This window comes from Microvirga sp. VF16, assembly GCF_016864375.1.
Classification (GTDB): domain Bacteria; phylum Pseudomonadota; class Alphaproteobacteria; order Rhizobiales; family Beijerinckiaceae; genus Microvirga.
The window spans coordinates 1,287,147-1,309,956 of record NZ_CP069355.1 but is presented as its reverse complement, the minus strand read 5'-3'; the positions used below and the strand labels follow the sequence as shown (position 1 = coordinate 1,309,956).

The window sequence follows — 22,810 nt, the reverse complement described above, 5'->3', positions numbered from 1 at the left end:
CCGGACGCGAATAGTCAATGATGCGGGCGGGATTGGCCGCAACCAAGGAAAGACCAGCGAGCAATGCCACCCTCAGATTGGGCGGAAAAACACCAGTCGTGTGGGGTCGAAATCCAGCTGCCCGTCAAACCAAGCCTGCCGCGCTGCCCTGACATCGGGCCGGTCGCGCTCGCAGGCGTGCGCGGTTGTTCTTGAGCGTGATCGCACGCGCGTGGAAAAAGCGCCACAGCGTGCCGATGCCGGCTGAGACGCCACGTTCCTCCTGCAGCTTCGCCTGCATCTCTTGCAGGCTAATGGGCGAGGTCTCCTCGATCAGCTCCAGGAGAAAGGCTGCATGCGCATCGAGCTTGGAACCTTTCGGTTGACCCTGGTGGCGCGCTTTGGTCTCGCCGAACCGGACACGGCGCACCGGCCGTTGAGATGCCAACCCCATTGCGGGCGGCTGCCTGCCGCACCGAGACGCCGCCCAAGGCTGTCTCGATCACGCGGTCCCGCAGATCCTGACTGTCAGCGCGTGCCATGCCGAGCCTCCATGCCTGGAGACAAGCAGGCCACATCAGGCCTCAGAGCGGAATCTCTCTGACTCGGAATAACCGGAAATGGCTCTAGACCGTCCAACGACCGGGGATGCCGGTAATCAAACAGCCCGTCGGTTTCGTCAGGGCGATCACGCCATGGAATTTTCTGCCTCGATGGTTGCCCGCAATGCAATCCCGTTCAGTTCATCGGATGCCCGAGTGGCTGATCTCCCGCGCTGAGTGATTTGGTCCAATCAGCAGCGCCCGCATGGTAGTCTCGGCCGACGAACGCCAGCTCATGCCCTCGCCGGCACAACCTGATCAGAACTCACAGCTTGCGACACGCCTGAACCCTCCAGGCCGGCTCCAGATGTAGATGCGGATGGCAACCTGCTCGAGTCGACCAGCGATGGTCTCCCACGATGGGTCCGACAGATCTTAGGTCCTCGACGCAAGGGGTGCCAGGCGGCCGAAATCCAGAGGTGCTGTGGTCAGAGCATTCCGTCAGTACCCACGACTCATATCGACGACGCTCAATGGTCCTTCGCCGCGCTCCAGGCGCTTCGCGTCCCGAAGGATCTGCGCAACAATGACTTCAGGGTCGGAATCGGCGGCAACATGGGGGGTCACCAGGACATTGCCCATCGCCCATAAGGGGCTGTCACGAGGCAGAGGCTCAACGCTGAAGACATCGAGTACAGCCCCGGTGAGAGTTCCGTTGGCCAGCGCGTCGACCAACTCATTCTCGACAACCGTCTCGCCGCGCCCCGCGTTGACGAAGAATGCACCCCCAAGACTCCCATCCCGATCCAGCCCCTGGAAACTCGCGCGACCGATCAGTCCGGCAGTTTCGGGAGTGTTGGGAAGCAAATTGACCAGAATCTCAGTGCGCTCAAGGAATGCATCCAAGCTGTCCTGTCCGGCAAAGATTGGGAACGGAGAGCCGTCGCGCCGGGAGCGTGCCCATCCAGCAACCTCGAAGCCGAGTTGTGTCAGCAACTTGCCGCAGGCTTCGCCGAGGACGCCAACACCCATAATGCCGACCCGGACCCGGGCCGCGGCAGACTGATGCAGTGGTCGCCAGGCGTGCCGTGCTTGCTCGGCCTGATAAAGGGGTATTTTCCGATGAAGGTAGAGAACTGCAAAGGTTACGTACTCAACCATGCGCATCGTGAGATCAGGATCAATGACCCTCACGATCGGGATGTCCGGTCGAGATCGAAGGACATGAAGATGATCAACACCAGCGCCCAAGGAGAATACGGCCGTGGGGCTAGAGTATTGATCGAAGACCTTTGGATCCGATTTCCATGAGCAGATCACGTACGGATCATCGCCAATCTCTGACCCATCGTGCGGCCAGATATGCACTGGCCTTCCTTCTGCCGCTTTCAGAAACTCTTTGCGCCAAGGCTCCGGGTCCCATGGACCGGGTGCAACGATGATCGATAGCGGACGCATGATCAGCCTTTAGTTGAGATTGAAAGGTTTGATTCTGGTTGAACTGGCTAGGCGGGTGAGTCAGTGCAAGACACCCGACAGGGTCTCGATGATGGCGTCGATCTGAGACGTCTCGATGATCAGGGGTGGCGACAGGGCAATGATGTCGCCCGTGACCCGGATCAGCAGGCCTCGCTCAAAGCAGTCGACGAATACATCGTAGGCCCGGCTTCCTGGAGATCCGGCACGGCTTTCCAGCTCGATACCCGCGATGAGTCCGATGGTGCGAATGTCGATGACGTTCGGCAGGCCTTTGAGGCTGTGGATGGCATCATGCCAGTAGGTTTCGATCTCGGACGCCCGGGTGAGCAGTCCTTCCTCTTGGTAAATGGAGAGGGTCGCCAGTCCCGCCGCGCAGGCGGCCGGATGGCCTGAATACGTGTAGCCGTGGAAGAGCTCGATCTGACTCTCCGGCCCCTGCATCAGCGCATCGTGCACCTTCCGGCTGGCGAACACGGCGCCCATGGGAATGGCACCATTGGTCAGACCCTTGGCCGTGGTCACGAGGTCCGGAACGACGCCGAAGAAGTCCGCCGCAAACGGCGCACCAAGACGCCCGAAGCCTGTAATGACTTCGTCGAAGATCAGCAGGATGCCATGGCGGTCGCAGATCGTGCGAAGGCGCTCCAGATAACCTTTGGGCGGGATGAGAACGCCGGTAGAGCCTGCCACGGGTTCGACGATCACGGCCGCAATCGTCTCAGCCCCATGGAGGGCGACGAGGCGCTCGAGATCATCGGCGAGTTCGCCGCCGTGCTCGGGCTGCCCCTGCACAAAGGCGTTGCGAGCCGGATCATGGGTATGCCGCAGATGGTCCGCACCCGGAAGCTGCGGGAACACACGGCGGTTGTTGAGGATGCCACCGACAGTGATACCCCCGAAGCCCACGCCATGATAGCCGCGCTCCCGCCCGATCAGACGCGTTCTGGTGCCCTGGCCGATGGCGCGCTGATAAGCGATGGCGATCTTCAGAGCCGTGTCGACGGATTCGGATCCGGAGCCGGTAAAGAACACGCGGTCGAGGCCGGCACTCGGGCCACCCGGTGCGATGGCGGCCAGCCGCTCGGCGAACTCGAAGGCGATCGGATGTCCCATCTGGAACGATGGGGCGTAGTCCATCGTGGAGAGCTGGCGCCCGACAGCTTCCGCAATTTCGCGACGGCCATGACCCGCGTTGACGCACCACAAGCCTGCCGTGCCGTCGAGGATCTGACGGTTGTCATCGCTCGTGTAGTACATCCCCTCCGCCCTTGCGAGCAGGCGGGGTGCTGCCTTGAACTGGCGGTTTGCCGTGAAGGGCATCCAGTAACTGTCGAGCCGGAAGCTGTTGTGCCGTTGAGGAGCGTTCATGACCGTGATCCTTTCGATGGCGGATCATGTCCATGATCGGGAGACGCCAACAAGTCCTTTTCTTCATTCCGCTAAGTCACTGATATTGCTAATCCAGCCGCGGTGTGTTTTTCTTATTTCGAACAACCGAAACACATGATTTGCGGCGCTGATATGGAATTCGATCTAGGCAGTCGGCTTCGTTATGTTCGGGGGCTGCACAACCTGTCCCAGCGCGAGCTTGCCAAGCGCGCAGGCATCACCAATTCAACAATCTCGTTGATCGAGTCGAACCAGACCAATCCCTCGGTCGGTGCGTTGAAACGCATCCTGGATGGCATCCCCATTGGGCTGGCGGAATTCTTTGCCCTGGAACCGGAGAAGCCGAAGCAGGCCTTTTATCGCTCCGACGAACTGGTCGAGATCGGAAAGGGCAAGATCTCCTTCCGCCAGGTCGGCAACAACCTGTTCGGCCGCGCCCTTCAGATCCTGAAGGAGCGGTACGAACCTGGCGCGGACACCGGCAAAGTTCCTCTGACGCATCAGGGCGAAGAGGGCGGCATCATCCTGAGCGGTCGGCTCGAGGTCACGGTCGAAGGGGAGCGGCGCATTCTGGGGCCGGGGGATGCCTATTACTTCGAGAGCTGGAGACCGCATCGCTTCCGCTGTGTTGGCCCGGTAGCGTGTGAGGTTGTCAGCGCCTGTACACCGCCGACGTTCTGATCACGCGGCCATGGACCGCTCCGAACTCTTGGAACGGTCCGCGACGGGTGCTCGTATTCTACAGCGTCAACCTGACCATGGTTCATGAGACCTCGACGCCCCACTCTTGGAACAATCGGCAGCGAGATCCTCGTGAGCGGCCTCCGACACACGACGGGAGATCAGATCCCGAGCGCGCTCGCTGTGTCGCGGAACATATTTGGGATCGGAGGGAGCACATATGGTTCGTGCAATAAACCGCGAAACAGGACAATCTCGGAACCGCACCTCTTTGAAGCGCTGAGTTCCCCCGAGCTTCGCCATCTCGATGGTTTTGCCGTCGGCCAAAACGATCACGAGGGAGACAATCGCGTCGTGCGGAAAGTAGATGAAGGGCATGCGGTCGCCGGCCTCATAGATCACCATGCCCCGCTGCAGGTCGACCCGCTGAAGGTGTGGCTCAAGAATGGCGAAGTCGTCGGGGAGCAGCGCCGACAGCAGGCGATTGGCGCAATGGCATGAACGGTGCGAGGATCGTGACATGGCAAGATCCTATGCCCTGGAGCGGGGGGCATCCACCCCGGCGAGCGTCAGCATCTTGGCGATCATGCGCTGTTGGGGATCGGAGATGTTGGTGGAGTCGTGCCAAAAGGCCGAGAGCGCGCCGACGCCGGCGATCACGCTGCAGTCCCCGCGAAATGATCCGGTCCGGAGGGAGTGTGGCCAGGACGCTCATGTGACCGCCCTCATGCCAGGAGCCACCTGCGCCTGGGCTTGTATTCGCGAGGCGTGCTCCTCCTCTGCGTCCGAAAAGGGGCTCGCTGCGGCGATGCCGAGCGAGCCCAAGGTGGGGAGGACCGTCCCAGAGGACATCTCCCTGCCAGAGGGAGACAAGGTGACCGGGACGGAGGCCACCTCCTCCGCTGCCGGCGGCGCCGACAGGGAGACCGATGCAGGCCCAGGGCCTGCGTTCACAAGACCAGAAACACTTCCGCCCAACAGGCTCAAGGGCGTATCCCGCCGTTGCCTTGAGGTCTGAGGGGTGTCGCGGCCGCCAAGGCATGCGCCTCGGGCATTGCCGCAGCGATCCGTTTGGCGTCGCAGATGAGGTCGGCCGCAGTGATCAATTCGGGCTCATCGAACTCGAAGCAGCCGCAACTATCGAGTACCGTGTCGGTGGCGTGGGAGTAAACCTCCAGCCAAAATGGTGGGATACAACGAGGATTGACTTCCGGCTGGGTCAGCTCTGTCAGGCGCACCTCGACCGATCCGAAATTCGCCACCGTTGCCGTTCGCGCGCCGCTGGCCTGGTCTGGCATCGCGGCGAGCTGCACGTAAGCGAGGAGGATGTCTTGCTCGAGCCGATTGGGGTCAAGCAGCATGGCATCGGAGAGGCTGGAAGAGAACATTGGATAGAACGATTTGCGCCGCGCCATTGGAGTCTCCTTCAAGCCGCGTTGGAGCGGCCGCCGTTCAGGGTGACCTTGAACGCGGCCTGGGTCTTGGCCTTGATCTCATCGAGGGTGACGCCCTCGGCGAGCTCGATCAGGGTCATGCCGGAGCCGCCCTTCTTGTCGATGGCAAACACGCCCAGATCGGTGATCACGAGATCCACCACCCCGGTGCCGGTGAGCGGCAGGTTGCAGGCCTTGAGAAGCTTCGCATCCTCCGAGCCATCCTTGGCCTTGGCGACATGCTCCATGACCACGACGACGCGCTTGACGCCCGCCACCAGGTCCATGGCGCCGCCCATGCCCTTGACCATCTTGCCGGGGATCATCCAGTTGGCGAGATCGCCGTTTGCGGCCACCTGCATGGCGCCCAGGATCGACAGGTCGATATGGCCGCCGCGGATCATGCCGAAGGAATCGGAGCTGGAGAAATAGCTCGTCGTCGGCAGCTCGGTGATCGTCTGCTTGCCGGCATTGATCAGGTCCGCGTCCTCCTCGCCCTCGTAAGGAAATGGGCCCATGCCGAGCATGCCGTTCTCCGACTGCAGCTGCACACGCATGCCCTTCGGGATGTAGTTCGACACCAGCGTCGGAATGCCGATGCCGAGATTGACGTAGAAGCCGTCGCGCAGCTCCTTGGCCGCGCGGGCGGCCATCTGGTCACGGGTCCAGGCCATCAGACTTCCTCCCCTGCTCCGGCAGGCGCTCCTTGAGCGCGCTTGCGGGTCGTGCGTTGCTCGATGTGTTTGACCGGGTTCGGCACATGCACCATGCGTTTGACGAAGATGCCCGGCGTGTGGATGCCATCCGGGTCGATCGTGCCGGCTTCGACCAGATGCTCGACCTCGGCGATGGTCAGCCGCGAGGCGGTCGCCATCATCGGGTTAAAGTTGCGAGCGGTCTTGCGGTAGACGAGGTTGCCCTCGGTGTCGCCCTTGAAGGCGTGCACGATGGAGATGTCGGCGAACAGGCCGGTCTCCATGACGTATGGCTCGCCATTGAACACACGGACCTCCTTGCCCTCGGCAATCAGCGTGCCGACGCCGGTCTTGGTGTAGAAGGCCGGGATGCCGGCACCGCCAGCGCGGATGCGCTCGGCCAGCGTGCCTTGCGGGTTGAATTCCAGCTCCAGCTCGCCGGAGAGATATTGCTGGGCAAACAGTTTGTTCTCGCCCACATAAGAACTGATCATCTTGCGGATCTGGCGGGTTTCCAGCAGACGGCCGAGGCCGATGCCGTCGACGCCGGCATTGTTGGAGATGAAGGTCAGGTCCTTCGCCCCCGAATCACGGATCGCCTCGATCAGCGTCTCCGGAATGCCGCACAGGCCGAAACCGCCGGCCATGATGGCCATGCCATCCTTGACCGCGCCGGCCAGCGCTGCCCGCGCATCGCTGTAAACCTTATTCATTGCACTGCCTTACCTTAGCTCGATCTGTCTTTATCCAGTTCCTCGCCAAGCACATCTCTGACCCAGCGGAATGCCGCGTTTGCGGCCGGAACCCCGGCGTAGATCGCGCTCTGCAGCAGAAGCGCCTGCAGCTCGCCCACCGTCACTCCATTCTTCAGCGCGGGCCTGACATGCAGCTTGAACTCCTCCTCCCGGTGCAGGGCCACCATCATGGCCAGCGTCACCAGAGAGCGGGTCTTCCAAGGCAGGCGCGGGTCGCCCCATACCTCGCCCCAGGCGGTTCGGGTGATGAAGTCCTGCCAGGGCTGGGCAAAGGCTCCGGCCCTCGCTAATGATCGCTCCACGTGCTCCTCGCCCAGCACACTCTTGCGGTTCAGAACCCCGACGTCGAACGGCACTGCGCCGGGTGCGGAATCGCTGCCAAGCTGACGATGGCGGTCCAGGAACGAGACCAGATAGGCACCCACCTTTCCGGCCTGTTCGACCGCCAGCAGGTGGGCAGCGCGAGGAAGGACAATCATCTCGGCATTGGGGATTGTGGAGCGAATTTCCTCCGCCATGGCCACAGGCGTAGCGGGATCATCGGCTCCTGCAATCACGAGCGTCGGGGCTTGGATCTGACCAATGATGGATCTGAGATCCATGCGTCCGATGGCGTTGCAGCAGACTGCGTAACCCGCCGGGTCGATACTGATGAAGGCTTCGCGCCCGGGAGAAACCCGCTCCGGCGCTTGCGCAGGGTAATCCGGTGTGAACCAGCGGCCCATTGTGGCCTCGACGATCACGCCTGTCCCTTGAGCCCGCACTAGGGAGGCCCGCTCGTCCCACGATTGCTGGCTCGGCATGTAGGCGGCGGTGGCCATCAGGGTCAGGCCGGCCACGCGATCCGGATAGCGGCTTGCCAGCATCTGAGCTGTCATGCCGCCCAGTGACAGCCCAACCACATGGGCGCTCGCGATTTCGAGGCCGTCCAGAAGCCCACGAAGGTCAGCGGCCAGATCATCGATCGTGATGGGAGCATCCACGACCTGAGACCGACCATGACCGCGCGTGTCGTAACGCAGAACGCGGTAGCGCCCGCGCAGAGCCGGAACGACCCCATCCCACATGGACAACGTTGTGCCGAGCGAGTTTGAGAAGATGACAACCGGTGCACCGGTCGGTCCGCTCAGCTCGTGGAAGATTTCGACACCGTTCACTTTGAGCAAGGGCATCAGTCACATCCGATCAACAGAGAGCTAGGGAGTTTGATCAGGCAGCCTGTGTGCCCTGGGCGGACTTGAGCCCAAGAAGCGCGCGGGCCTCGTCAGCCGTTGCCACACGCCGACCGTGACGGCGCACCGCATCGGCTGCCAAGGACACCAGCTCGGCGTTCGACGCTGCCAGCCGCTCCTTTGTGACCCGGATGTTGTCCTCCAGCCCAGTGCGGACCGCGTCGGCCCCGCGGGCCAGTGCCCATTCCATCACCGGCGCCTGATGCCGGCCGATCCCGGCTGCCGTCCAGGTGCAGGTTGGAAACAGGTGCTTGGCTTCCGTGAGTAGGGTATCGAGCAGCCGCTCCTCCGCCGGCAGCGCATACTGCACCCCCATGACGAACTGAATATGCGGGCGCTCGTCGAGGAGCCCCTGATCGGCGAGGCGGCGCGCCCCGTGCAGATGCGAGAGATCAAAGATCTCGATCTCCGGCCTGACGCCGAACTCTTTCATCTTGCCGGCCATCTCCTCCACGAGAGTGGTGTGGTTCTCGTACACGATGGTCGGGAAGTTGACCGAGCCGGTCGAGAGCGAGGCCATGTCTGGCTTGAGATACAGAGCGCTGCTGCGCTGAGACGGATCACGCCCGCGTCCGCCGGTGGAGAACTGGATGATCATGCCGGGGCAGAGCCGCCGCACGCCCTCCTGCACCTGCCGGAAGCGTTCCGGGTCGGACGAGGAGGTCTCGTCGTCATTGCGCACATGGATGTGCACGAGCGTCGCTCCGGCCTCGAAAGCCTCACGCGTGCTCGCGACCTGCTCGGACGGCAGGATCGGCACCGCCGGGTTGTCCTTCTTGCGCGGCACCGAGCCGGTGATGGCAACGGCGATGACGACAGGGTTCATGGCATTGGTCCTGGACAAGTAGTTAGATATCAAAAAACACGGTTTCCTTCCCTCCCTGCAAATGGATGTCGAAGGTATAGGAAGGCACGCCGTTCTCCTCGCTGCGTGAAGCGATGAGGGTCGGCACCCTCACCTTGTGTTCGATGCGCGCCAGCACGGGGCATTCCGCGTTGGCCTTTTCCTCATCGGAGAAATACATGCGGGTATGAAGGCCGATGTTGATGCCGCGCGCGACGATCCAGAACGTGATGTGCGGCGCCATGAGGCGGTCGTCCTTGAAAGGCACGCGGCCCGGCTTGATCGTCTTGAACCTGTATTCGCCCGTCGTGCCGTCCGTCGGTTGGCGTCCCCATCCGGTGAAATGCGGGTCGGCCTGGCCGCGCTTTTCCTGCGTGCTGTTGTAGAGCCCTTCCGCATCCGCCTGCCAGATCTCGATGAGCGCGTCCTTCAGGGGTGTGCCACTGCCGTCGAACACACGGCCCTTCACGACAATGCGCTCTCCTGTCGTCTCTGGTCCCACGAGAACGAGACCGAGATCCTCGTTCCACACGCTGGTGATCTCGACCCAGTTCGGCGTCGCGCCGATATGGACGTAAGGTCCCGCCGTCTGCGAGGGAGACTCTTTCAACCTGTCGAGTTTCTGAACCATCAGTTCCCCTCAAGGCGGTTCTCGAACAGGGTCGAGCGGCGGCCGCGCAGGACGATGTCGAACTTATAGGCCAGCGCATCCATGGGCAGCGTGCTCTCGCGGTCGAGCGCCGCGATCAGCTGCTCGACGGCGCGCCTGTCCGGGATCGTCGAGACGATCGGGCATTGCCAGATCATCGGATCGCCCTCGAAATACATCTGCGTGATGAGACGCTGCGCGAAGGCGTGACCGAAGACCGAGAAATGGATGTGGGCTGGCCGCCAGTCGTTGACGCCGTTCGGCCACGGATAGGCGCCGGGCTTGATGGTGCGAAACCAGTAGCGCCCCTCCTGGTCCGTGATCGCGCGTCCGCAGCCACCGAAGTTCGGATCGAGGGGAGCCAGATAGGTTTCCTTCTTGTGGCGATAACGCCCGCCCGCGTTGGCCTGCCAGAATTCCACGAGAGCACCGGGCACGGGACGGGCGTTCTCGTCCAGCACGCGGCCATAGACCACGAGGCGTTGGCCGATCGGGTCTCCGGTCTTGGCGTAGTTGCGGATCAGATCGTTATCGAGCGGGCCGAGCTTGTCGTGGCCGAACACCGGCCCCGTCCTCTCCGAGATCGTGTTGTCGAGCGAGAGCAGCGGATATTGTGGGGAGCGCAGGATGGAGGTCTTGTATTGCGGCGTGAAAGCTGGTGGATGCCAGTGCCTGTCCCGGTGGTAGAATCCGCCTTCCAAGCTCATACTCCCCTCCTGCCGGGGCTCTTTCACTTCACGTGGAATATTTTCGTTGTGCATAGGAGCACTCCCTGATTCATCTGAGCCTCCACATCGTCGGAGGAGGCGCCAGGCGCGTTTGCGCGGCAAGGCGGATGGGGGCAATCACTGCACCATGACGAGGGTACCAACTGGCTCCTCCTCTGGCCGTCGAGGAGGCGGCTCTCCGCCAACCGCTGTCGGGACCAGCGGATCCGCCCTGCCAAAGTGTGCTGCGGTGATCGCATTGGTATTGAGCAGGTCACTAACGAGAGCTTGCCCAACCGTTCTATCGGTTGCGGCGTGCTCAAATAGCTTGAACAACAGCGTACCGATGCAACCCGCCCTCCCTGCTCCGCTACGGGCGAGAACATGAGAATGATGGCGGATGCGATCGCGGTAATGCGGCCGTAGCGTCGCAAACCACGGGGATTGAACCACCCGCATATCCTGGTGCTCGGCGTCGGTTAGGATTTCAAGACTACTGATGTCACAAAAGGAGAAAAACGGAGGCAGCGACCCCACACCGTCGTAATGGCGCCTCACAGACAGAATTCCGTTCGGGCCAAGGTAGCGGACATGATCAAGCATGTGATTGCGCGCATGCATGAGGTTAAACTCGGGTAACCGCGACGGATCCATCCCGTTCCGCATGGCGTAGAAGCCCTTGCCGTGCATCGCCTTCTCCTTGCGTTTGTTTCGCAGTGCCTCGCAGGCGTTCATCAAACCTCAGGAAGTTTGGACATCGAAAGCCGGTCCTCAGGTCGGGTGGCTAGTAAGATGTTGTCCAGCGATGAAGCCAAACGTCATCGCAGGACCAAGGTTGATGCCCCCTGCGGGGTAGTGGCCGCCCATCACATTCGCCATATCAGTGCCAGCAGCGTAGAGGCCAGGAATCGGTTGACTGGTCGCGTTCAGGACGCGGGCGTGGTTGTCCGTCTTGAGCCCTGCGAATGTCCCAAAGCTGCCTGGCACAACCTTGACGGCATAAAACGGTCCGCGCTCTATGGGAGCAACACACGGATTTGGCTTATGGGCCGCATCCCCTTGGAGCCGGTTATAGGGCGTCGAGCCTCGGCCGAACTCGGGATCTGAGCCTTCTCGCGCATGTTGGTTGTACTCGGCCAACGTTCGCTCCAGGCCGTCGGGATCAACTCCGCAATTCAGGGCAAGTTCGGCGATCGTCTGACCGACCTTGATGTAGCCGGACTTAATGAAGGGTTCGACAGACAGAGGTGCTGGCCGGGCGATTCCCAGCCCGTACCGACGCTGAAAGGCACGCGTGCAGATCAGCCAGGAAGCGACTTCCTCGCCCTTCGGTACAGCGGCCAGCATGGCGGACACGTAATCGTGGTAGCCATTGCCCTCGTTGCAGAAGCGCCTCCCGTTCGCGAGGACGCCGATGATCCCTGGCTTGCCGCGCTCGATGATGTGAGGGAAGCGTCCGATCGTCCCGTCGGGGAACGGTACGAGCGAAACCGGACACCATGCGCCCGGAGCCGCGAGCGTCGTGTCAACAATCCCACCCACCGACTCTCCCAAGCGCAGACCATCGCCAGTTGCGGACGGAACCGCCAGCGCCCAGTGCTGGTCATTGGCTGGAAACAGTTCCTGGCGACGCGCGCTATCATGCGGAAATCCGCCGGCGGCAAGGACAACCCCCCGGCTTGCCCTGACCTCCACCTCACCTTGCTGGGTCCGTAGAACTGCTCCGCGCACCGAGCCGTTCTCATAGATCAGCCGTATCGCCGGTGAGGACTCCCGTAGGTCTACCCCCAGATCAGCGGCCGAGCGCAGCAAGCGCCCAACAAGGGCTAACCCATTGCGAAGCTGCATTCCTCGGCGGTAGACGGCAAGGTCGAATACATGACGGCCAAAGCGCCGCGCGACGTACGCCAAGGCGCGGGGCGATCTCGTCACATTCATGAAGGCCGCCAAGTCCGCCCCTGCCTGGATCGTCATGCCCAAGAAGGTGGTCTCGCGCAGTGGGTGACGAAGGCGATTGACGAGGTCGCCCAAACCACGCGCGTTATACGGGGCTGCGATGACGGACCTCCCCCCGGTCCCCGCGCCTGGAACCGCTCCATACGTGTCGCAGATCCTGTTGCCGTCTTGGAACTGCAGCGCGGTCTTCTCTTCGAAGAAGGCAACCATCTGGGGGGCAGCTTCAAGAAACGCATTGACACGTACCTCGTCGAAATTGTTTCCGAGGACATGCCTGAGATAGGTTCTGGGTGCGTCAATGTCCTCGACAATACCACTACGCTTCGCCAGGGGATTCAGCGGCGCCCAGATCCAACCGCCCGACCACGCCGTCGTGCCGCCGAACACCGCCTCCTTCTCGGCAACCACAACCCTCAACCCATGCCAGGCTGCTGTGACCGCGGCTGAGAGGCCGCCTGCGCCAGACCCGATCACCAGAACATCGCACGTCTGCATGCTCATGCTGTCACGCCCGCGTCAGCTGCTGGTTGAAGAATGCCTTCGCGTTTTCAGCCGCTGCCTTGAGGCGCTCGTCGATCGGCCAGGCAGCCTCCGCTGCCACTGGCGTTTCGATCACAAGCGGCGTGCCGTCTGGCAAAAGATCGATAATTTCGTTGAGGGGCACTACGCCGTCGCCGAGGTGAAGACGGTCCGTGCGTGCCTCTGCAGGCAGTTCCTCCAGAGCTGGTGATCGGTCGGCGGCGTCGCATAGCTGGGCATAAGCGACCCGGTGCGCTGGGATCGTCGCAAGATCGGCAGGGGTCGTCCGGGCCCGGAGGATGTGGAGCAAATCGAGGATCAGGCCCGCATTCGGTCGACTGGTGGCCTCGATTAAAGACAAGGCCTCGTTCCAGGTGCGGATATCACGATAGAGCATAAACTCGACGCCAACATGAAGGCCGAACTGTGCTGCCTCATCGCAGAGGTGGCCGAAGAGATCGACCCGTTGCGCCGGTTCCAGAAACTGGCTGTCGCCCAGGAACTCGGTGCCGATTGACGAGATATGGGTGGCGCCCAGTTCCGCGCCGGCCGCCAACGCCGGCCGCATGCGCTCAAGATCAGTCTGGGGTGACAGAATGAAGGCCTCAATATCGAAGACGCGCATACCGCTGGCGGCCAACGCGGATTTCACAGCGCGCATGACCTCGGGGCGTCCGACGATCTCATGCTGAAGCGACTGGGATGTTGCGCTCATCACGAGAAGGCCAACTGCGCCGAATCCGGCAGCGGCGGCCCTTTCGATGAACTCTACCGGATCGACTCTCCCGATCGTGAGGTTGGCAACCGAGACCTGACGTAGATTGATCGCTCTGTTCATTGCATGGACTTTCTGTGTCGGGATCCCGGTTGCCGCCAAATTCGCAGAAAAATCTTCAGCGGTAGTTGAAGCCGGTGCTGGATGACCACCAATTCAGGATAGTCTCACGGTCCTTGAGTGCCTTTTCCAGGTCCAACTCCATCAGTTTGACCTCGGTGAGCACCGGCAATCCTTTGGGCGAGGCAATGCCAGTGCGCACCGGATAAACCCCAGCCTCCGAGAAGATCGTCTGCATGTCGGCGCTCAACGCGAAGTCTGCCAAAAGACGGGCCGCGTTCGGATGGGGGGCGTTCTTGCTGATGCCGATGGCATTGAACTGGGCGACGCCACCAGACGCCGGGACGGCCATGGTCACCGGGGCGCCCTTGTTGATGATACCCGACACCGCATTCGTGATATTGAAGAAGTCGAGCGGACGTTCGCCCGTCTGCAGCTTCGTTGCCATGACGCCCATGGATGGGTTCAATTCACCCTTGGCACTCCGGAAGCCCTTCAGGATGGCGCCGCCCTTATCGGCACCGTAGTTCTGGTAGAGGGCTGCCACTGTTGCGAATGTTGCCGAGGACGAGCCTGGGTTCGACATCGCGCCGAGGCCATCCCATTCCCTGGGAGGATTGATGTAGTCCGTCCAGTCCCTGGGAAGTGGCTTGTTGGCCATCGCTTCGTGATTATAAGCAAACAAGATCAGATTACCGTTGCCACGGGCGTAGCCACCACCTGGCACTTGGCCAAGCTTGTTCAGGTTACCGGCTTCGCTACTGGTGAAATCAGCCAGATATCCGGATGTCCTGGCCGTGATGACGGTGTCCTCAGCCTGATACATGATATCCATGATCGGCCGGCCCGCAGTATTCTCCGCGACAAAGCGATTATACATCTGCCAGCCGTCGCCGGTGGCCGATGTTACCTTGATCTTCGGGTACTTGGCGCTGAACGCCTTCACCAGGAGCGGCACAGTGAAGGGATCTCCGTAAAGGACCACCTGTCCTTCCTTCTCGGCGGCAGCGACTAATGCAGCATCGGCAGCGATGGCGGGCTGAATTGCCGGAACAGTGGCCCAAAGAGCCATGGTGCAGATGATGGCAGCTCCACGCAGCACGCTGCGACGCGTCTTGGTGAACTTCATGGTGTGACCTCCCTATTCGTCTTGCTGAGACTCTTCCCGCACATGCTTTCCCTTTGAGTGCTCCGGGCGGGTGGAACGGAGCACAAACGTCTCAGGCCTCGCCTTGAAAGAGATGCGCCTGGTCGGCGGCCACGGTCAGGGATAGCCGGTCACCGATCCGGAAGCGCTCGTAACCGTATGTGACAACCGTCTGAGGGCCGATCGGCGTCGCGACCCGCAACTCGCGCCGGTCGCCGACAAACATCACTTCGCTAACTTCGGCGGGCAGACCAGGCTGATCACTTCCCCTCACATTCCAGGACTCAGGACGCACCATGCAGAGCGCTTCGCGTGAGGTGTTGGGGCCAAGAATATTGCCTTTCGCGATCACCTCGCCGGAGGGCAGTGCGGCAATAGCCACCCCTTCCTTGTCTGGGTTCACCGAAACCTTGAACAGGTTCGCCTTGCCTAAAAATTCCGCGACGTAACGGACCACGGGACGGAAGTAGAGATCCTCGGGTGGCCCTTTCTGAACAACCCTGCCCTTGTCAAAGAGGAAGATCTCGTCGCCCAGCGACATGGCCTCTTCTTGGTCATGGGTCACGAACAGAATGGTCGCACCAATTCGCTCTTGCAGATGTCGAATTTCCTGACGCATTTCGACACGAAGTTTCGCATCCAGATTACTGAGCGGCTCGTCCATCAGGATCAGCCGCGGGTTTCCCACAAGACAGCGGGCGATCGACACGCGCTGTTGCTGCCCGCCGGACAGTTTCATGGCGCTCTTTTCGGCATGAGCCAACAGGCCAACGATACCGAGCGTCTCCTTGACCCGTCGCGCGATCTCATCACGCGGGACTTTTTGGGCCTTCAAAGGCATCGCGACGTTGCCTTCAACCGTCAGATGCGGCCAGATGGCGTAAGACTGGAACACCATCCCAAGCCGCCGCTTTTCCGGCGGCTGATCGATGCCGCGCTCCGAAGCGTAGACAGCTTCATCGTCGATGAGGATTTCGCCTTTATCGGGATGTTCCAATCCGGCGATGCAGCGCAACGTCGTTGTCTTACCGCAACCGCTGGCTCCGAGCAGCACGGAGATCTTTCCCGATTGAAACGTCACGCTCAGATCGTCGATTGCGCGCAGCGGACCAAAGGTTTTAGTCAGTCCTTCCACTCGGACGCTCATTTTTGCCTCCCCGGCTTCCTAACTTCAAATTGCCGCGGCTTGCCGCTGCTTCGTCATCAGCGTGACAACCCACATGACGCCTGCCCCCAGCACGAGCTGAAGGAAGGAAAGAGCGGCCACTTGGGAAAACTCGCCCACAGCCCAGGTATCGAAGCTCAGGATCGAGAGGGTCCTGGTGCTTGCTGTGTAGAGCGGCAGGACCATGGATAACTCGGAGATAAAGATCGAGTAGACCATGACCCAGCTCGAAACGATCGCAGGGAACACCAGCGGCAAGGTCACACGGAGCATGGTGCTGCCCCAGCCGAAGCCGGAGATGCGGGCGCTTTCTTCGAGTTCCGGGTGAATTTGAACCAAGCTGGACGTGATCGTCCGGACAGAATAGCTGACATAGCGTCCGATCAGGCCGAAGATAATGATCCAGATGGTCCCGTAGACTGTCCATGGCATCCATAGCCAGAAGAAGCTGACGCCAAGAGCAAAAGCGAGGCTTGGTACCGACATCGGCAGCAATACGACGTGCTCAAGCAGATGGCGTCCGCGCATGCGGGTGCGTGTCGAAATCCAGGAGACGGCAAGTCCAAGCACTGTCGCTGCAGTCGCAGCGATAAGGGTAATGAGCAGACTGTTGACGAGGGTCGCGCTCACGTCGTCCGACTGCCAGAGGAAAGTGATATTCGCCCAGGTCCATTTGCCGGACCACGTATAGGTCGAGAGCGCAGCTGCGATGATGATGATGATTGGGCCGATCACGGTCAGGAGCAGGTAGAGCCAGATGATGCCCGCTACGACGTACCGCCCGGCCGCCAGGTGAATAATCCGCGGGCGAAACCCTTTTCCAGTCACCGTGACGAAGGAGCGTCCGCGCAAAGCCAAGCTTTGGAGAAGGTTAGCGATGACCGATAGGATCATGAGGTAGATCGCGAGCACCGCAACGATTCCAAAGCTCGGCGGGAATTGCTGGAGCTCCAGATAGATACGAGAGGTCAGGAGGTAGATTTCCTTCGTCATGCCCAGCAAGACCGGCGTACCGAACAGGCCGATACTGATGACGAACGCGAGCACGGCGCCAGACAGGATTGAGGGGGCGACGACAGGCAGGGTGATCTGCAGCATTGTCCTCGTGCGGCTGAGACCCGAAACCTGCGCGGCCTCTTCAAGGCTTGGATCCATGTTGCGCAGCGCAGCCGCCACGATCATCATGACGTAGGGCGCTATGTAGATCCCCGTGGTCCAAATGATGCCCGTATAGGTATAGATATCGAGCGGTTCGGCGAGTCCGAGGCCGCTTGCGGGCAGGTTGAACAGACCAATGCGCGGGGCACCGATCAGCACCCAGGCAAACGCGCCGACAAAGGGCGGGATGAAGATCGGCATGGTGGCGAGCTGTTCGAGAGTCCGTGCGAACGGCACGTTTGTGCGAACCAGACACCAGGCCAGAACCACGCCGATGACAGCCGCCAGCACCATGGATCCGATTGAGATGACAACCGTATTCCATGCCGCGAGCCAGTACCCGGATTGACCCATCACGGTTCTGATGGCGTCAAAAGTGAGGACGAGTTTCCCGCCCTCGGTCTCAACGAAGCCCCGGAGGATAAGAGCAACAAGGGGCATTAATGAGAAGATTGCCAAGACGATGCAGGCAATCGTCAACCAACCCGCCTGCTTGACAGACCGGGATCTCAGCCTCTCGAGCAGCTTTGGCGCACTGCGCGGAGGTGAACCAGTCTGAACGGTTGCGTTAGTTGCCATCATTCCTCCCATCGTCTTTAGGGTCTTTTCGACCTTGTTTTTGCCGGGCGCATTTCTTGCGCCGCTCTGGCGCCTCGTTCTCAGTAGGTCGCGCGACCCCCTGTCAGATCGAACGTAAAGCCGGTCGTGAAACTGCAGGCTGGGCTTGCGATCCAGGCAACCATTTCTGCCACCTCGTCGACTCGAACAATGCGGCCCATCGGGATCTTGGCCTTGATGGTCGAGACGAATTCCGGAGTCATTTCTTTCAACAGCTCAGTCTCTGCCATGGTCGGCGCGATGCAATTCACCATGACACCAGATGTGGCAAGTTCCTTTGCAAGCGACTTGCTGAAGGCAATGACTCCACCTTTTGCCGCTGCATAAGCGCTGCCACCCGGATTGCCTTCTTTACCGGCAATGGAGGCAACATTGATGATCCTGCCATAGCCCCGGTCGCGCATGTGCGGGGCCGCAACACGGCAACCATGAAAGACGCCGTTCAGATCGATCGCCAGGACCTTCTGCCACGCGTCTAACGGGTAATCCCAGGTAGAACGGATTGGCCCGTTGATGCCGGCATTGTTGACAAGGATGTCAACCTGACCCGTCTCAGTGATGACGTCAGCAAAGGCGCTGGCAACTGCAACGGCGTCGGAGACATCGACGGTCTGCTTGAGAGTTGGCGAGAAGCCGGCCTTAGTCTCCTCAAAGCCGTCGAAATTCACATCCCACAGCGCCACACGGCAGCCAGCTCGTGCAAGCCTCTGAGCGATCCCAAGACCTAAGCCTCGTGCGCCGCCGGTGACGATGGCGGTTTGGCCAGACAAGTCCGTTAGATTGCCGGAACTAGGCATTATCGATAACTTTCTATTGCGATTAGGCGGCGTATGCACGGTTTAACAGTTGCGAAGCTTGCGGCTCACAAGTTTATCCTAAAGATTAGCGGCGCTATACAGTATCTGATCTTAGCGCTCTTTATCCTCAACCTAAGCCTCTGCACTTCTCGCGAAATTGGAAGCGCTTCCATATTTGATATGATACGGAGCTAGAGGCTGTCAAGTGCATATCTTGCTTGCCTGTGAGCCTCGTCCGAAATATGGTTTCGGTTCAACAGATGACTAAGGAGAGATGGGTGAACGTAACGATTGCCGACGTTGCAAGACGGGCCAATGTCGGGGCTGGCACGGTCTCACGCGTTCTCAATGGCTCTAAGAATGTGTCCAGGGAGACCCGCGAGAAGGTCGAGGCCTGCATCCGAGAGCTCGGCTACATGCCCAATCTGGTCGCTCGTGGTCTGGCTGCAAACCGCACAGGAATGATCAGCGCCATCATACCGGCCATTGGCTACACGCAGCACGCCGAAGTCATGCAGGGTTTGGGCGACGTTCTTCATGAAAACGGCATCCAAATCATGATTGGCCATTGCGGCTACTCACCCGAGCGAGAAGAGCAGATCGTTGCTAACTTCTTGGAGCGCCGGCCTGACGCTTTCTATCTCACCGGTGGATGGCATACACCGCAGACGAGGCAATTGCTCCAGGCAAGTGGCTTGCCAGTTGTCGAGGGGGCTAACCTGTTCGACGATCCGATCGATTCCGTGGTTGGGTACGACAACTTCGAAGCGGGGCGTCAGATTGCGCACCTTCTTTACAGCCGTGGGCACCGACGCATGGCGATCGTCACCAGTTCTCGTGATCCCAATGATCGTATAGCGGACCGCCTCAGGGGCTATCTGGCAGCCGTACGCGAGCTCGAGATCGATATGGATGAGCTCGTGTTTTCCTGTGAGAACAGTTTTCTGGGCGGTGCCGAAGCTGTCGATCGCGCCACGGGCCTGTCGAACCCTGTCGACCTGCTGCTTTGTTCGACTGACGTGATGGCGGTCGGTGCCGTCTTCCAATGCCACCGGCGTGGCCTATCGGTGCCTGGGCAGCTTGCAATCTGTGGGTTCGACGACCTGCCGATTGCACGTTCGCTGACTCCAGCGTTGACGACTGTTAGCGTCGATCGTGTCGAAATGGGCCGGAGGGCCGGTCAATTGCTGTTGCAGAGGATCGCCGGCGAAACTGCGCCTCATAAAAGGATTGATGTTGGTTTTGTGATCTGTGAGCGCGAAAGCACATATGCGCCAGTCGGCGGGACGGAGGTCGGTGAGCCGTTTACACCCATGAATGGTGAGTTCCATCGAACCGAGGCAGGCGATCGTCAGACAGTCAGAATGCTTGAAGAACCGCGAGATTAGCCTCGCCCGCAGCAACGGCGCGCTACACGGAGGCGAACCAATCTCAACGCTGACTTCGGCTCTGCGCTTAGATTGAGATTCAACGTTCATTGTTAAAGACAATAATTTGAATCGGAGCGCGCGCCAAGCCATCGAGCGCTTCAAATCCCAAGCTTCCTGGGCGACGACTTCAGCCGAGTTGGAAACGCGAAGCTCTTTGATCCCCCGGAGCTGTCCGGGGCTCGGCGGCAGCCTCTCGTGCCATCACAGCGACCCTTCGCCGACCGTAGCGCGCCCGCGGATCCCGCATCGCCGCATGGGGAGCGCAAGGTCTATTCAACAAACCTCGGTAATTTGGACGAAGTGTGAACATTGAGCCGACAGCATCCAATTTGACGCTGTTTTGCAGGCGCTCTCGCGTCGCGTGGCTCCTCAACACGTCGGCAGTCGGATGCCGGACGAATGCACGTTGTTTGATGACACAGATCATCGACTGAGAGATAGCCAATGTGGCTAGGGCTTTGATTTCCTGAGAGCTTTTGATCGCTCCAGCGTGCGTCACAACTAAGAAGCCCGCAGCGTCTTAGAGGTGTTGTTCCGAACCTGGCCTGTTTGCCGCGGCTTATTGCACAAACCTTGGGCGCTCCCCCACTTCCAATCCGTTTACCATGCGCCGAGCCTGGAAGTTGCCCTTCGTCCTGTCGATTGCTGAGACGGAAGCGCCCGTGGAGACCGCCCACGGGCTGGCGGCCGATCCCACGGTCGGGTTGTACCGGCGCAGGCCGGCTACACCCGCAGGGCTGGCCTGTTCGAGTCGCTGCCGTTGCCCGCCGATGCCGCGTTTGCGGGCACTCGCATGCTGCCGGTGCCCCTGCATGAGCGGGCAATCGGGGCCATTGCCCAGTGGCATTGGCTGGCCGGCGCCTATTCCGGAGGAGCGCCCTCCGCTAGCTGTTTCATTCGGTGCGCAATGGCGCCAAGGCCCTGACGCATTAGAGGCTGGTGAGCAATTATCTTTCGCCTTTGCGAGTGAGACGGCGCAGCAGGATGCGGCTCATCGCGAGATAGAGCAGCATCTCGCCGGTTTCGACGAAGCGCTCATAGTCCTTGGCGAGGCGACGATTGGTGGTCAGCCAGCCGATGGTCCGCTCCACCACCCATCGGCGTGCGAGCACCTGAAAGCCGCTCGGGCGCGTCGGTGGCTCTGCGTCAATCCGCATCCAGGTTCCGCCGCTCCACCAATGCTGCGGGATGGATAATCTCCAGCCCAGGGCTTTCTGAAGCCAGTCCCGCAAACCTCGATAAGCGGTGTCTGCCCACATCAGCTCGATGGCCGGAAACAGATGCTGCAGACCCTCCAACAAGACCTCAGCTCCGGCGCGGTCATGGATGTCGGCGGGCTGCACCTTGTTCTTCAGCAGATTGCCTTGCGTATCAACGAGCAGATGACGCTTGCGGCCCTTCACCTTCTTGGCGCCGTCATAGCCGCGCGGCCCTCCCATCTCGGTGGTCTTGACTGACTGGCTGTCGATGATCGCCGCACTCGGTTGAGCAGACCGGCCGATCGTGCGCCGATAACTCTCGCGCAGCGCCTGAGTGATGTGCTCCCACGTGCCGTTCTCCCGCCACTGCGTATAATGGTAGAAGACGGCGTCGCGTGGCGGATATTCGTGCGGCAGCATCCGCCATTGAGCTCCTGTCCGCAGCAGGTAGAAGATGGCGTCGGCGATGCGGCGTAAGGGATAGGTCTGTCGTCGCCCGGCGGGATGACTGCGGGCGATCAGCGGCTCCAGCAGCGCCCATTCGGCATCGGTGAGATCACTGGCGTAGGAACTGACATCCATGGCACGGGCCTCGATCGTGAAACAGCCCGCATCCGCCTCCGCGGCCCAGCACCAAACCGATTCTGAATCAAACACTTGGATCGAGCAATTATCTTTCGCCTTTGCGAGTGAGACGGCGCAGCAGGATGCGGCTCATCGCGAGATAGAGCAGCATCTCGCCGGTTTCGACGAAGCGCTCATAGTCCTTGGCGAGGCGACGATTGGTGGTCAGCCAGCCGATGGTCCGCTCCACCACCCATCGGCGTGCGAGCACCTGAAAGCCGCTCGGGCGCGTCGGTGGCTCTGCGTCAATCCGCATCCAGGTTCCGCCGCTCCACCAATGCTGCGGGATGGATAATCTCCAGCCCAGGGCTTTCTGAAGCCAGTCCCGCAAACCTCGATAAGCGGTGTCTGCCCACATCAGCTCGATGGCCGGAAACAGATGCTGCAGACCCTCCAACAAGACCTCAGCTCCGGCGCGGTCATGGATGTCGGCGGGCTGCACCTTGTTCTTCAGCAGATTGCCTTGCGTATCAACGAGCAGATGACGCTTGCGGCCCTTCACCTTCTTGGCGCCGTCATAGCCGCGCGGCCCTCCCATCTCGGTGGTCTTGACTGACTGGCTGTCGATGATCGCCGCACTCGGTTGAGCAGACCGGCCGATCGTGCGCCGATAACTCTCGCGCAGCGCCTGAGTGATGTGCTCCCACGTGCCGTTCTCCCGCCACTGCGTATAATGGTAGAAGACGGCGTCGCGTGGCGGATATTCGTGCGGCAGCATCCGCCATTGAGCTCCTGTCCGCAGCAGGTAGAAGATGGCGTCGGCGATGCGGCGTAAGGGATAGGTCTGTCGTCGCCCGGCGGGATGACTGCGGGCGATCAGCGGCTCCAGCAGCGCCCATTCGGCATCGGTGAGATCACTGGCGTAGGAACTGACATCCATGGCACGGGCCTCGATCGTGAAACAGCCCGCATCCGCCTCCGCGGCCCAGCACCAAACCGATTCTGAATCAAACACTTGGATCGAGCAATAAAATTGC

The 22,810-nt window shown here is 60.8% G+C and carries 24 protein-coding genes; 2 read left to right on the top strand and 22 right to left on the bottom strand.

The window, feature by feature from the left end; translation table 11 throughout:
• Positions 1–124: 124 nt before the first annotated feature.
• From JO965_RS31750 to JO965_RS31740, 3 genes are all read right to left on the bottom strand, one after another.
• Positions 125–433: a hypothetical protein gene (locus JO965_RS31750; protein WP_203444858.1), complete on the bottom strand. Its 309-nt coding sequence runs from the start codon at positions 431–433 to the stop codon at positions 125–127.
• Positions 434–1,022: 589 nt separating this feature from the next.
• A complete protein-coding gene (locus JO965_RS31745) occupies positions 1,023–1,682 on the bottom strand; it encodes an NAD(P)-dependent oxidoreductase (RefSeq protein WP_203444857.1) in 660 nt (219 codons plus the stop codon).
• Positions 1,683–2,039: 357 nt separating this feature from the next.
• A complete protein-coding gene (locus JO965_RS31740; protein WP_203444856.1) occupies positions 2,040–3,368 on the bottom strand; it encodes an aspartate aminotransferase family protein in 1,329 nt (442 codons plus the stop codon).
• Between the two features lie 153 nt (positions 3,369–3,521).
• Between JO965_RS31740 and JO965_RS31735 the strand changes: the two genes are divergently transcribed.
• A complete protein-coding gene (locus JO965_RS31735) occupies positions 3,522–4,070 on the top strand; it encodes a cupin domain-containing protein (protein ID WP_203444855.1) in 549 nt (182 codons plus the stop codon).
• Positions 4,071–4,136: 66 nt separating this feature from the next.
• Here JO965_RS31735 and JO965_RS31730 read toward each other — a convergent pair whose 3' ends face one another.
• From JO965_RS31730 to JO965_RS31660, 16 genes are all read right to left on the bottom strand, one after another.
• On the bottom strand, positions 4,137–4,592 hold the full coding sequence (locus tag JO965_RS31730; protein ID WP_203444854.1) for a Crp/Fnr family transcriptional regulator: 456 nt from the start codon (positions 4,590–4,592) through the stop codon (positions 4,137–4,139).
• A 9-nt stretch (positions 4,593–4,601) separates the two neighbouring features.
• Positions 4,602–4,730: a hypothetical protein gene (locus JO965_RS49000; protein ID WP_256451928.1), complete on the bottom strand. Its 129-nt coding sequence runs from the start codon at positions 4,728–4,730 to the stop codon at positions 4,602–4,604.
• Between the two features lie 323 nt (positions 4,731–5,053).
• On the bottom strand, positions 5,054–5,485 hold the full coding sequence (locus JO965_RS31725; RefSeq protein WP_203444853.1) for a hypothetical protein: 432 nt from the start codon (positions 5,483–5,485) through the stop codon (positions 5,054–5,056).
• An 11-nt stretch (positions 5,486–5,496) separates the two neighbouring features.
• Positions 5,497–6,177, bottom strand: coding sequence for a 3-oxoacid CoA-transferase subunit B (locus JO965_RS31720; RefSeq protein ID WP_203444852.1), 681 nt, complete (start codon positions 6,175–6,177; stop codon positions 5,497–5,499).
• Entirely contained in the window at positions 6,177–6,911 is a 735-nt protein-coding gene (locus tag JO965_RS31715) for a CoA transferase subunit A (protein WP_203444851.1), read from the bottom strand. The genes JO965_RS31720 and JO965_RS31715 overlap by 1 nt, the downstream gene beginning before the upstream one ends.
• Positions 6,912–6,925: 14 nt before the next feature.
• Positions 6,926–8,125 (bottom strand): 3-oxoadipate enol-lactonase, encoded by a 1,200-nt coding sequence (gene pcaD, locus JO965_RS31710; RefSeq protein WP_203444850.1) that lies wholly within the window; start codon positions 8,123–8,125, stop codon positions 6,926–6,928.
• A gap of 37 nt (positions 8,126–8,162) precedes the next feature.
• Positions 8,163–9,011 (bottom strand): 3-keto-5-aminohexanoate cleavage protein, encoded by an 849-nt coding sequence (locus tag JO965_RS31705; RefSeq protein WP_203444849.1) that lies wholly within the window; start codon positions 9,009–9,011, stop codon positions 8,163–8,165.
• A 22-nt stretch (positions 9,012–9,033) separates the two neighbouring features.
• The gene (gene pcaG / locus JO965_RS31700; RefSeq protein WP_203444848.1) at positions 9,034–9,660 is read right to left on the bottom strand and encodes a protocatechuate 3,4-dioxygenase subunit alpha; all 627 of its coding nucleotides are present in this window, start codon (positions 9,658–9,660) and stop codon (positions 9,034–9,036) included.
• Positions 9,660–10,385 (bottom strand): protocatechuate 3,4-dioxygenase subunit beta, encoded by a 726-nt coding sequence (gene pcaH / locus JO965_RS31695; RefSeq protein ID WP_203444847.1) that lies wholly within the window; start codon positions 10,383–10,385, stop codon positions 9,660–9,662. Before pcaH ends, pcaG begins: the two co-directional genes overlap by 1 nt.
• A gap of 138 nt (positions 10,386–10,523) precedes the next feature.
• Positions 10,524–11,120, bottom strand: a complete 597-nt coding sequence (locus JO965_RS31690) for a hypothetical protein (protein ID WP_203444846.1) — start codon at positions 11,118–11,120, stop codon at positions 10,524–10,526.
• A 36-nt stretch (positions 11,121–11,156) separates the two neighbouring features.
• A complete protein-coding gene (locus JO965_RS31685) occupies positions 11,157–12,842 on the bottom strand; it encodes an FAD-dependent oxidoreductase (protein ID WP_203444845.1) in 1,686 nt (561 codons plus the stop codon).
• Positions 12,843–12,846: 4 nt separating this feature from the next.
• Entirely contained in the window at positions 12,847–13,698 is an 852-nt protein-coding gene (locus JO965_RS31680) for a sugar phosphate isomerase/epimerase (protein ID WP_203444844.1), read from the bottom strand.
• Positions 13,699–13,753: 55 nt separating this feature from the next.
• Entirely contained in the window at positions 13,754–14,824 is a 1,071-nt protein-coding gene (locus JO965_RS31675) for an ABC transporter substrate-binding protein (RefSeq protein WP_203444843.1), read from the bottom strand.
• Between the two features lie 91 nt (positions 14,825–14,915).
• Positions 14,916–15,989: an ABC transporter ATP-binding protein gene (locus tag JO965_RS31670; protein WP_203444842.1), complete on the bottom strand. Its 1,074-nt coding sequence runs from the start codon at positions 15,987–15,989 to the stop codon at positions 14,916–14,918.
• 24 nt (positions 15,990–16,013) lie between these two features.
• On the bottom strand, positions 16,014–17,519 hold the full coding sequence (locus tag JO965_RS31665) for an iron ABC transporter permease (RefSeq protein ID WP_246776976.1): 1,506 nt from the start codon (positions 17,517–17,519) through the stop codon (positions 16,014–16,016).
• 305 nt (positions 17,520–17,824) lie between these two features.
• A complete protein-coding gene (locus JO965_RS31660; protein WP_203444841.1) occupies positions 17,825–18,580 on the bottom strand; it encodes an SDR family NAD(P)-dependent oxidoreductase in 756 nt (251 codons plus the stop codon).
• Between the two features lie 242 nt (positions 18,581–18,822).
• Here JO965_RS31660 and JO965_RS31655 point away from each other — a divergent pair, with 242 nt between their 5' ends.
• Positions 18,823–19,968 carry a LacI family DNA-binding transcriptional regulator gene (locus JO965_RS31655; protein ID WP_203445575.1) on the top strand — a complete coding sequence of 382 codons (1,146 nt, stop codon included), beginning with the start codon at positions 18,823–18,825 and terminating at the stop codon, positions 19,966–19,968.
• Between the two features lie 601 nt (positions 19,969–20,569).
• Here the strand turns inward: JO965_RS31655 and JO965_RS31650 are convergent.
• The 3 genes from JO965_RS31650 to JO965_RS31640 form a co-directional block, all read right to left on the bottom strand.
• The gene (locus JO965_RS31650) at positions 20,570–20,857 is read right to left on the bottom strand and encodes a hypothetical protein (RefSeq protein WP_203444840.1); all 288 of its coding nucleotides are present in this window, start codon (positions 20,855–20,857) and stop codon (positions 20,570–20,572) included.
• Positions 20,858–20,957: 100 nt separating this feature from the next.
• A complete protein-coding gene (locus JO965_RS31645) occupies positions 20,958–21,791 on the bottom strand; it encodes an IS5 family transposase (protein WP_203439360.1) in 834 nt (277 codons plus the stop codon).
• Between the two features lie 88 nt (positions 21,792–21,879).
• On the bottom strand, positions 21,880–22,713 hold the full coding sequence (locus tag JO965_RS31640; RefSeq protein ID WP_203439360.1) for an IS5 family transposase: 834 nt from the start codon (positions 22,711–22,713) through the stop codon (positions 21,880–21,882).
• Positions 22,714–22,810 lie beyond the last annotated feature (97 nt).

Coding starts and splice junctions, on each gene's coding strand:
- JO965_RS31685 (WP_203444845.1), bottom strand. CDS start 12,842: ATGAGCATGCAGACGTGCGATGTTCTGGTGATCGGGTCTGGCGCAGGC.
- JO965_RS31690 (WP_203444846.1), bottom strand. CDS start 11,120: ATGAACGCCTGCGAGGCACTGCGAAACAAACGCAAGGAGAAGGCGATG.
- JO965_RS31640 (WP_203439360.1), bottom strand. CDS start 22,713: ATGGATGTCAGTTCCTACGCCAGTGATCTCACCGATGCCGAATGGGCG.
- JO965_RS31660 (WP_203444841.1), bottom strand. CDS start 18,580: ATGCCTAGTTCCGGCAATCTAACGGACTTGTCTGGCCAAACCGCCATC.
- pcaG (WP_203444848.1), bottom strand. CDS start 9,660: ATGGTTCAGAAACTCGACAGGTTGAAAGAGTCTCCCTCGCAGACGGCG.
- JO965_RS31655 (WP_203445575.1), top strand. CDS start 18,823: ATGGTTTCGGTTCAACAGATGACTAAGGAGAGATGGGTGAACGTAACG.
- pcaH (WP_203444847.1), bottom strand. CDS start 10,385: ATGAGCTTGGAAGGCGGATTCTACCACCGGGACAGGCACTGGCATCCA.
- JO965_RS31705 (WP_203444849.1), bottom strand. CDS start 9,011: ATGAACCCTGTCGTCATCGCCGTTGCCATCACCGGCTCGGTGCCGCGC.
- pcaD (WP_203444850.1), bottom strand. CDS start 8,125: ATGCCCTTGCTCAAAGTGAACGGTGTCGAAATCTTCCACGAGCTGAGC.
- JO965_RS31750 (WP_203444858.1), bottom strand. CDS start 433: ATGGGGTTGGCATCTCAACGGCCGGTGCGCCGTGTCCGGTTCGGCGAG.
- JO965_RS31720 (WP_203444852.1), bottom strand. CDS start 6,177: ATGGCCTGGACCCGTGACCAGATGGCCGCCCGCGCGGCCAAGGAGCTG.
- JO965_RS31665 (WP_246776976.1), bottom strand. CDS start 17,519: ATGGGTCAATCCGGGTACTGGCTCGCGGCATGGAATACGGTTGTCATC.
- JO965_RS31670 (WP_203444842.1), bottom strand. CDS start 15,989: ATGAGCGTCCGAGTGGAAGGACTGACTAAAACCTTTGGTCCGCTGCGC.
- JO965_RS31650 (WP_203444840.1), bottom strand. CDS start 20,857: ATGCCACTGGGCAATGGCCCCGATTGCCCGCTCATGCAGGGGCACCGG.
- JO965_RS31735 (WP_203444855.1), top strand. CDS start 3,522: ATGGAATTCGATCTAGGCAGTCGGCTTCGTTATGTTCGGGGGCTGCAC.
- JO965_RS31715 (WP_203444851.1), bottom strand. CDS start 6,911: ATGAATAAGGTTTACAGCGATGCGCGGGCAGCGCTGGCCGGCGCGGTC.
- JO965_RS31725 (WP_203444853.1), bottom strand. CDS start 5,485: ATGGCGCGGCGCAAATCGTTCTATCCAATGTTCTCTTCCAGCCTCTCC.
- JO965_RS31680 (WP_203444844.1), bottom strand. CDS start 13,698: ATGAACAGAGCGATCAATCTACGTCAGGTCTCGGTTGCCAACCTCACG.
- JO965_RS31745 (WP_203444857.1), bottom strand. CDS start 1,682: ATGGTTGAGTACGTAACCTTTGCAGTTCTCTACCTTCATCGGAAAATA.
- JO965_RS31675 (WP_203444843.1), bottom strand. CDS start 14,824: ATGAAGTTCACCAAGACGCGTCGCAGCGTGCTGCGTGGAGCTGCCATC.
- JO965_RS31730 (WP_203444854.1), bottom strand. CDS start 4,592: ATGTCACGATCCTCGCACCGTTCATGCCATTGCGCCAATCGCCTGCTG.
- JO965_RS31645 (WP_203439360.1), bottom strand. CDS start 21,791: ATGGATGTCAGTTCCTACGCCAGTGATCTCACCGATGCCGAATGGGCG.
- JO965_RS31740 (WP_203444856.1), bottom strand. CDS start 3,368: ATGAACGCTCCTCAACGGCACAACAGCTTCCGGCTCGACAGTTACTGG.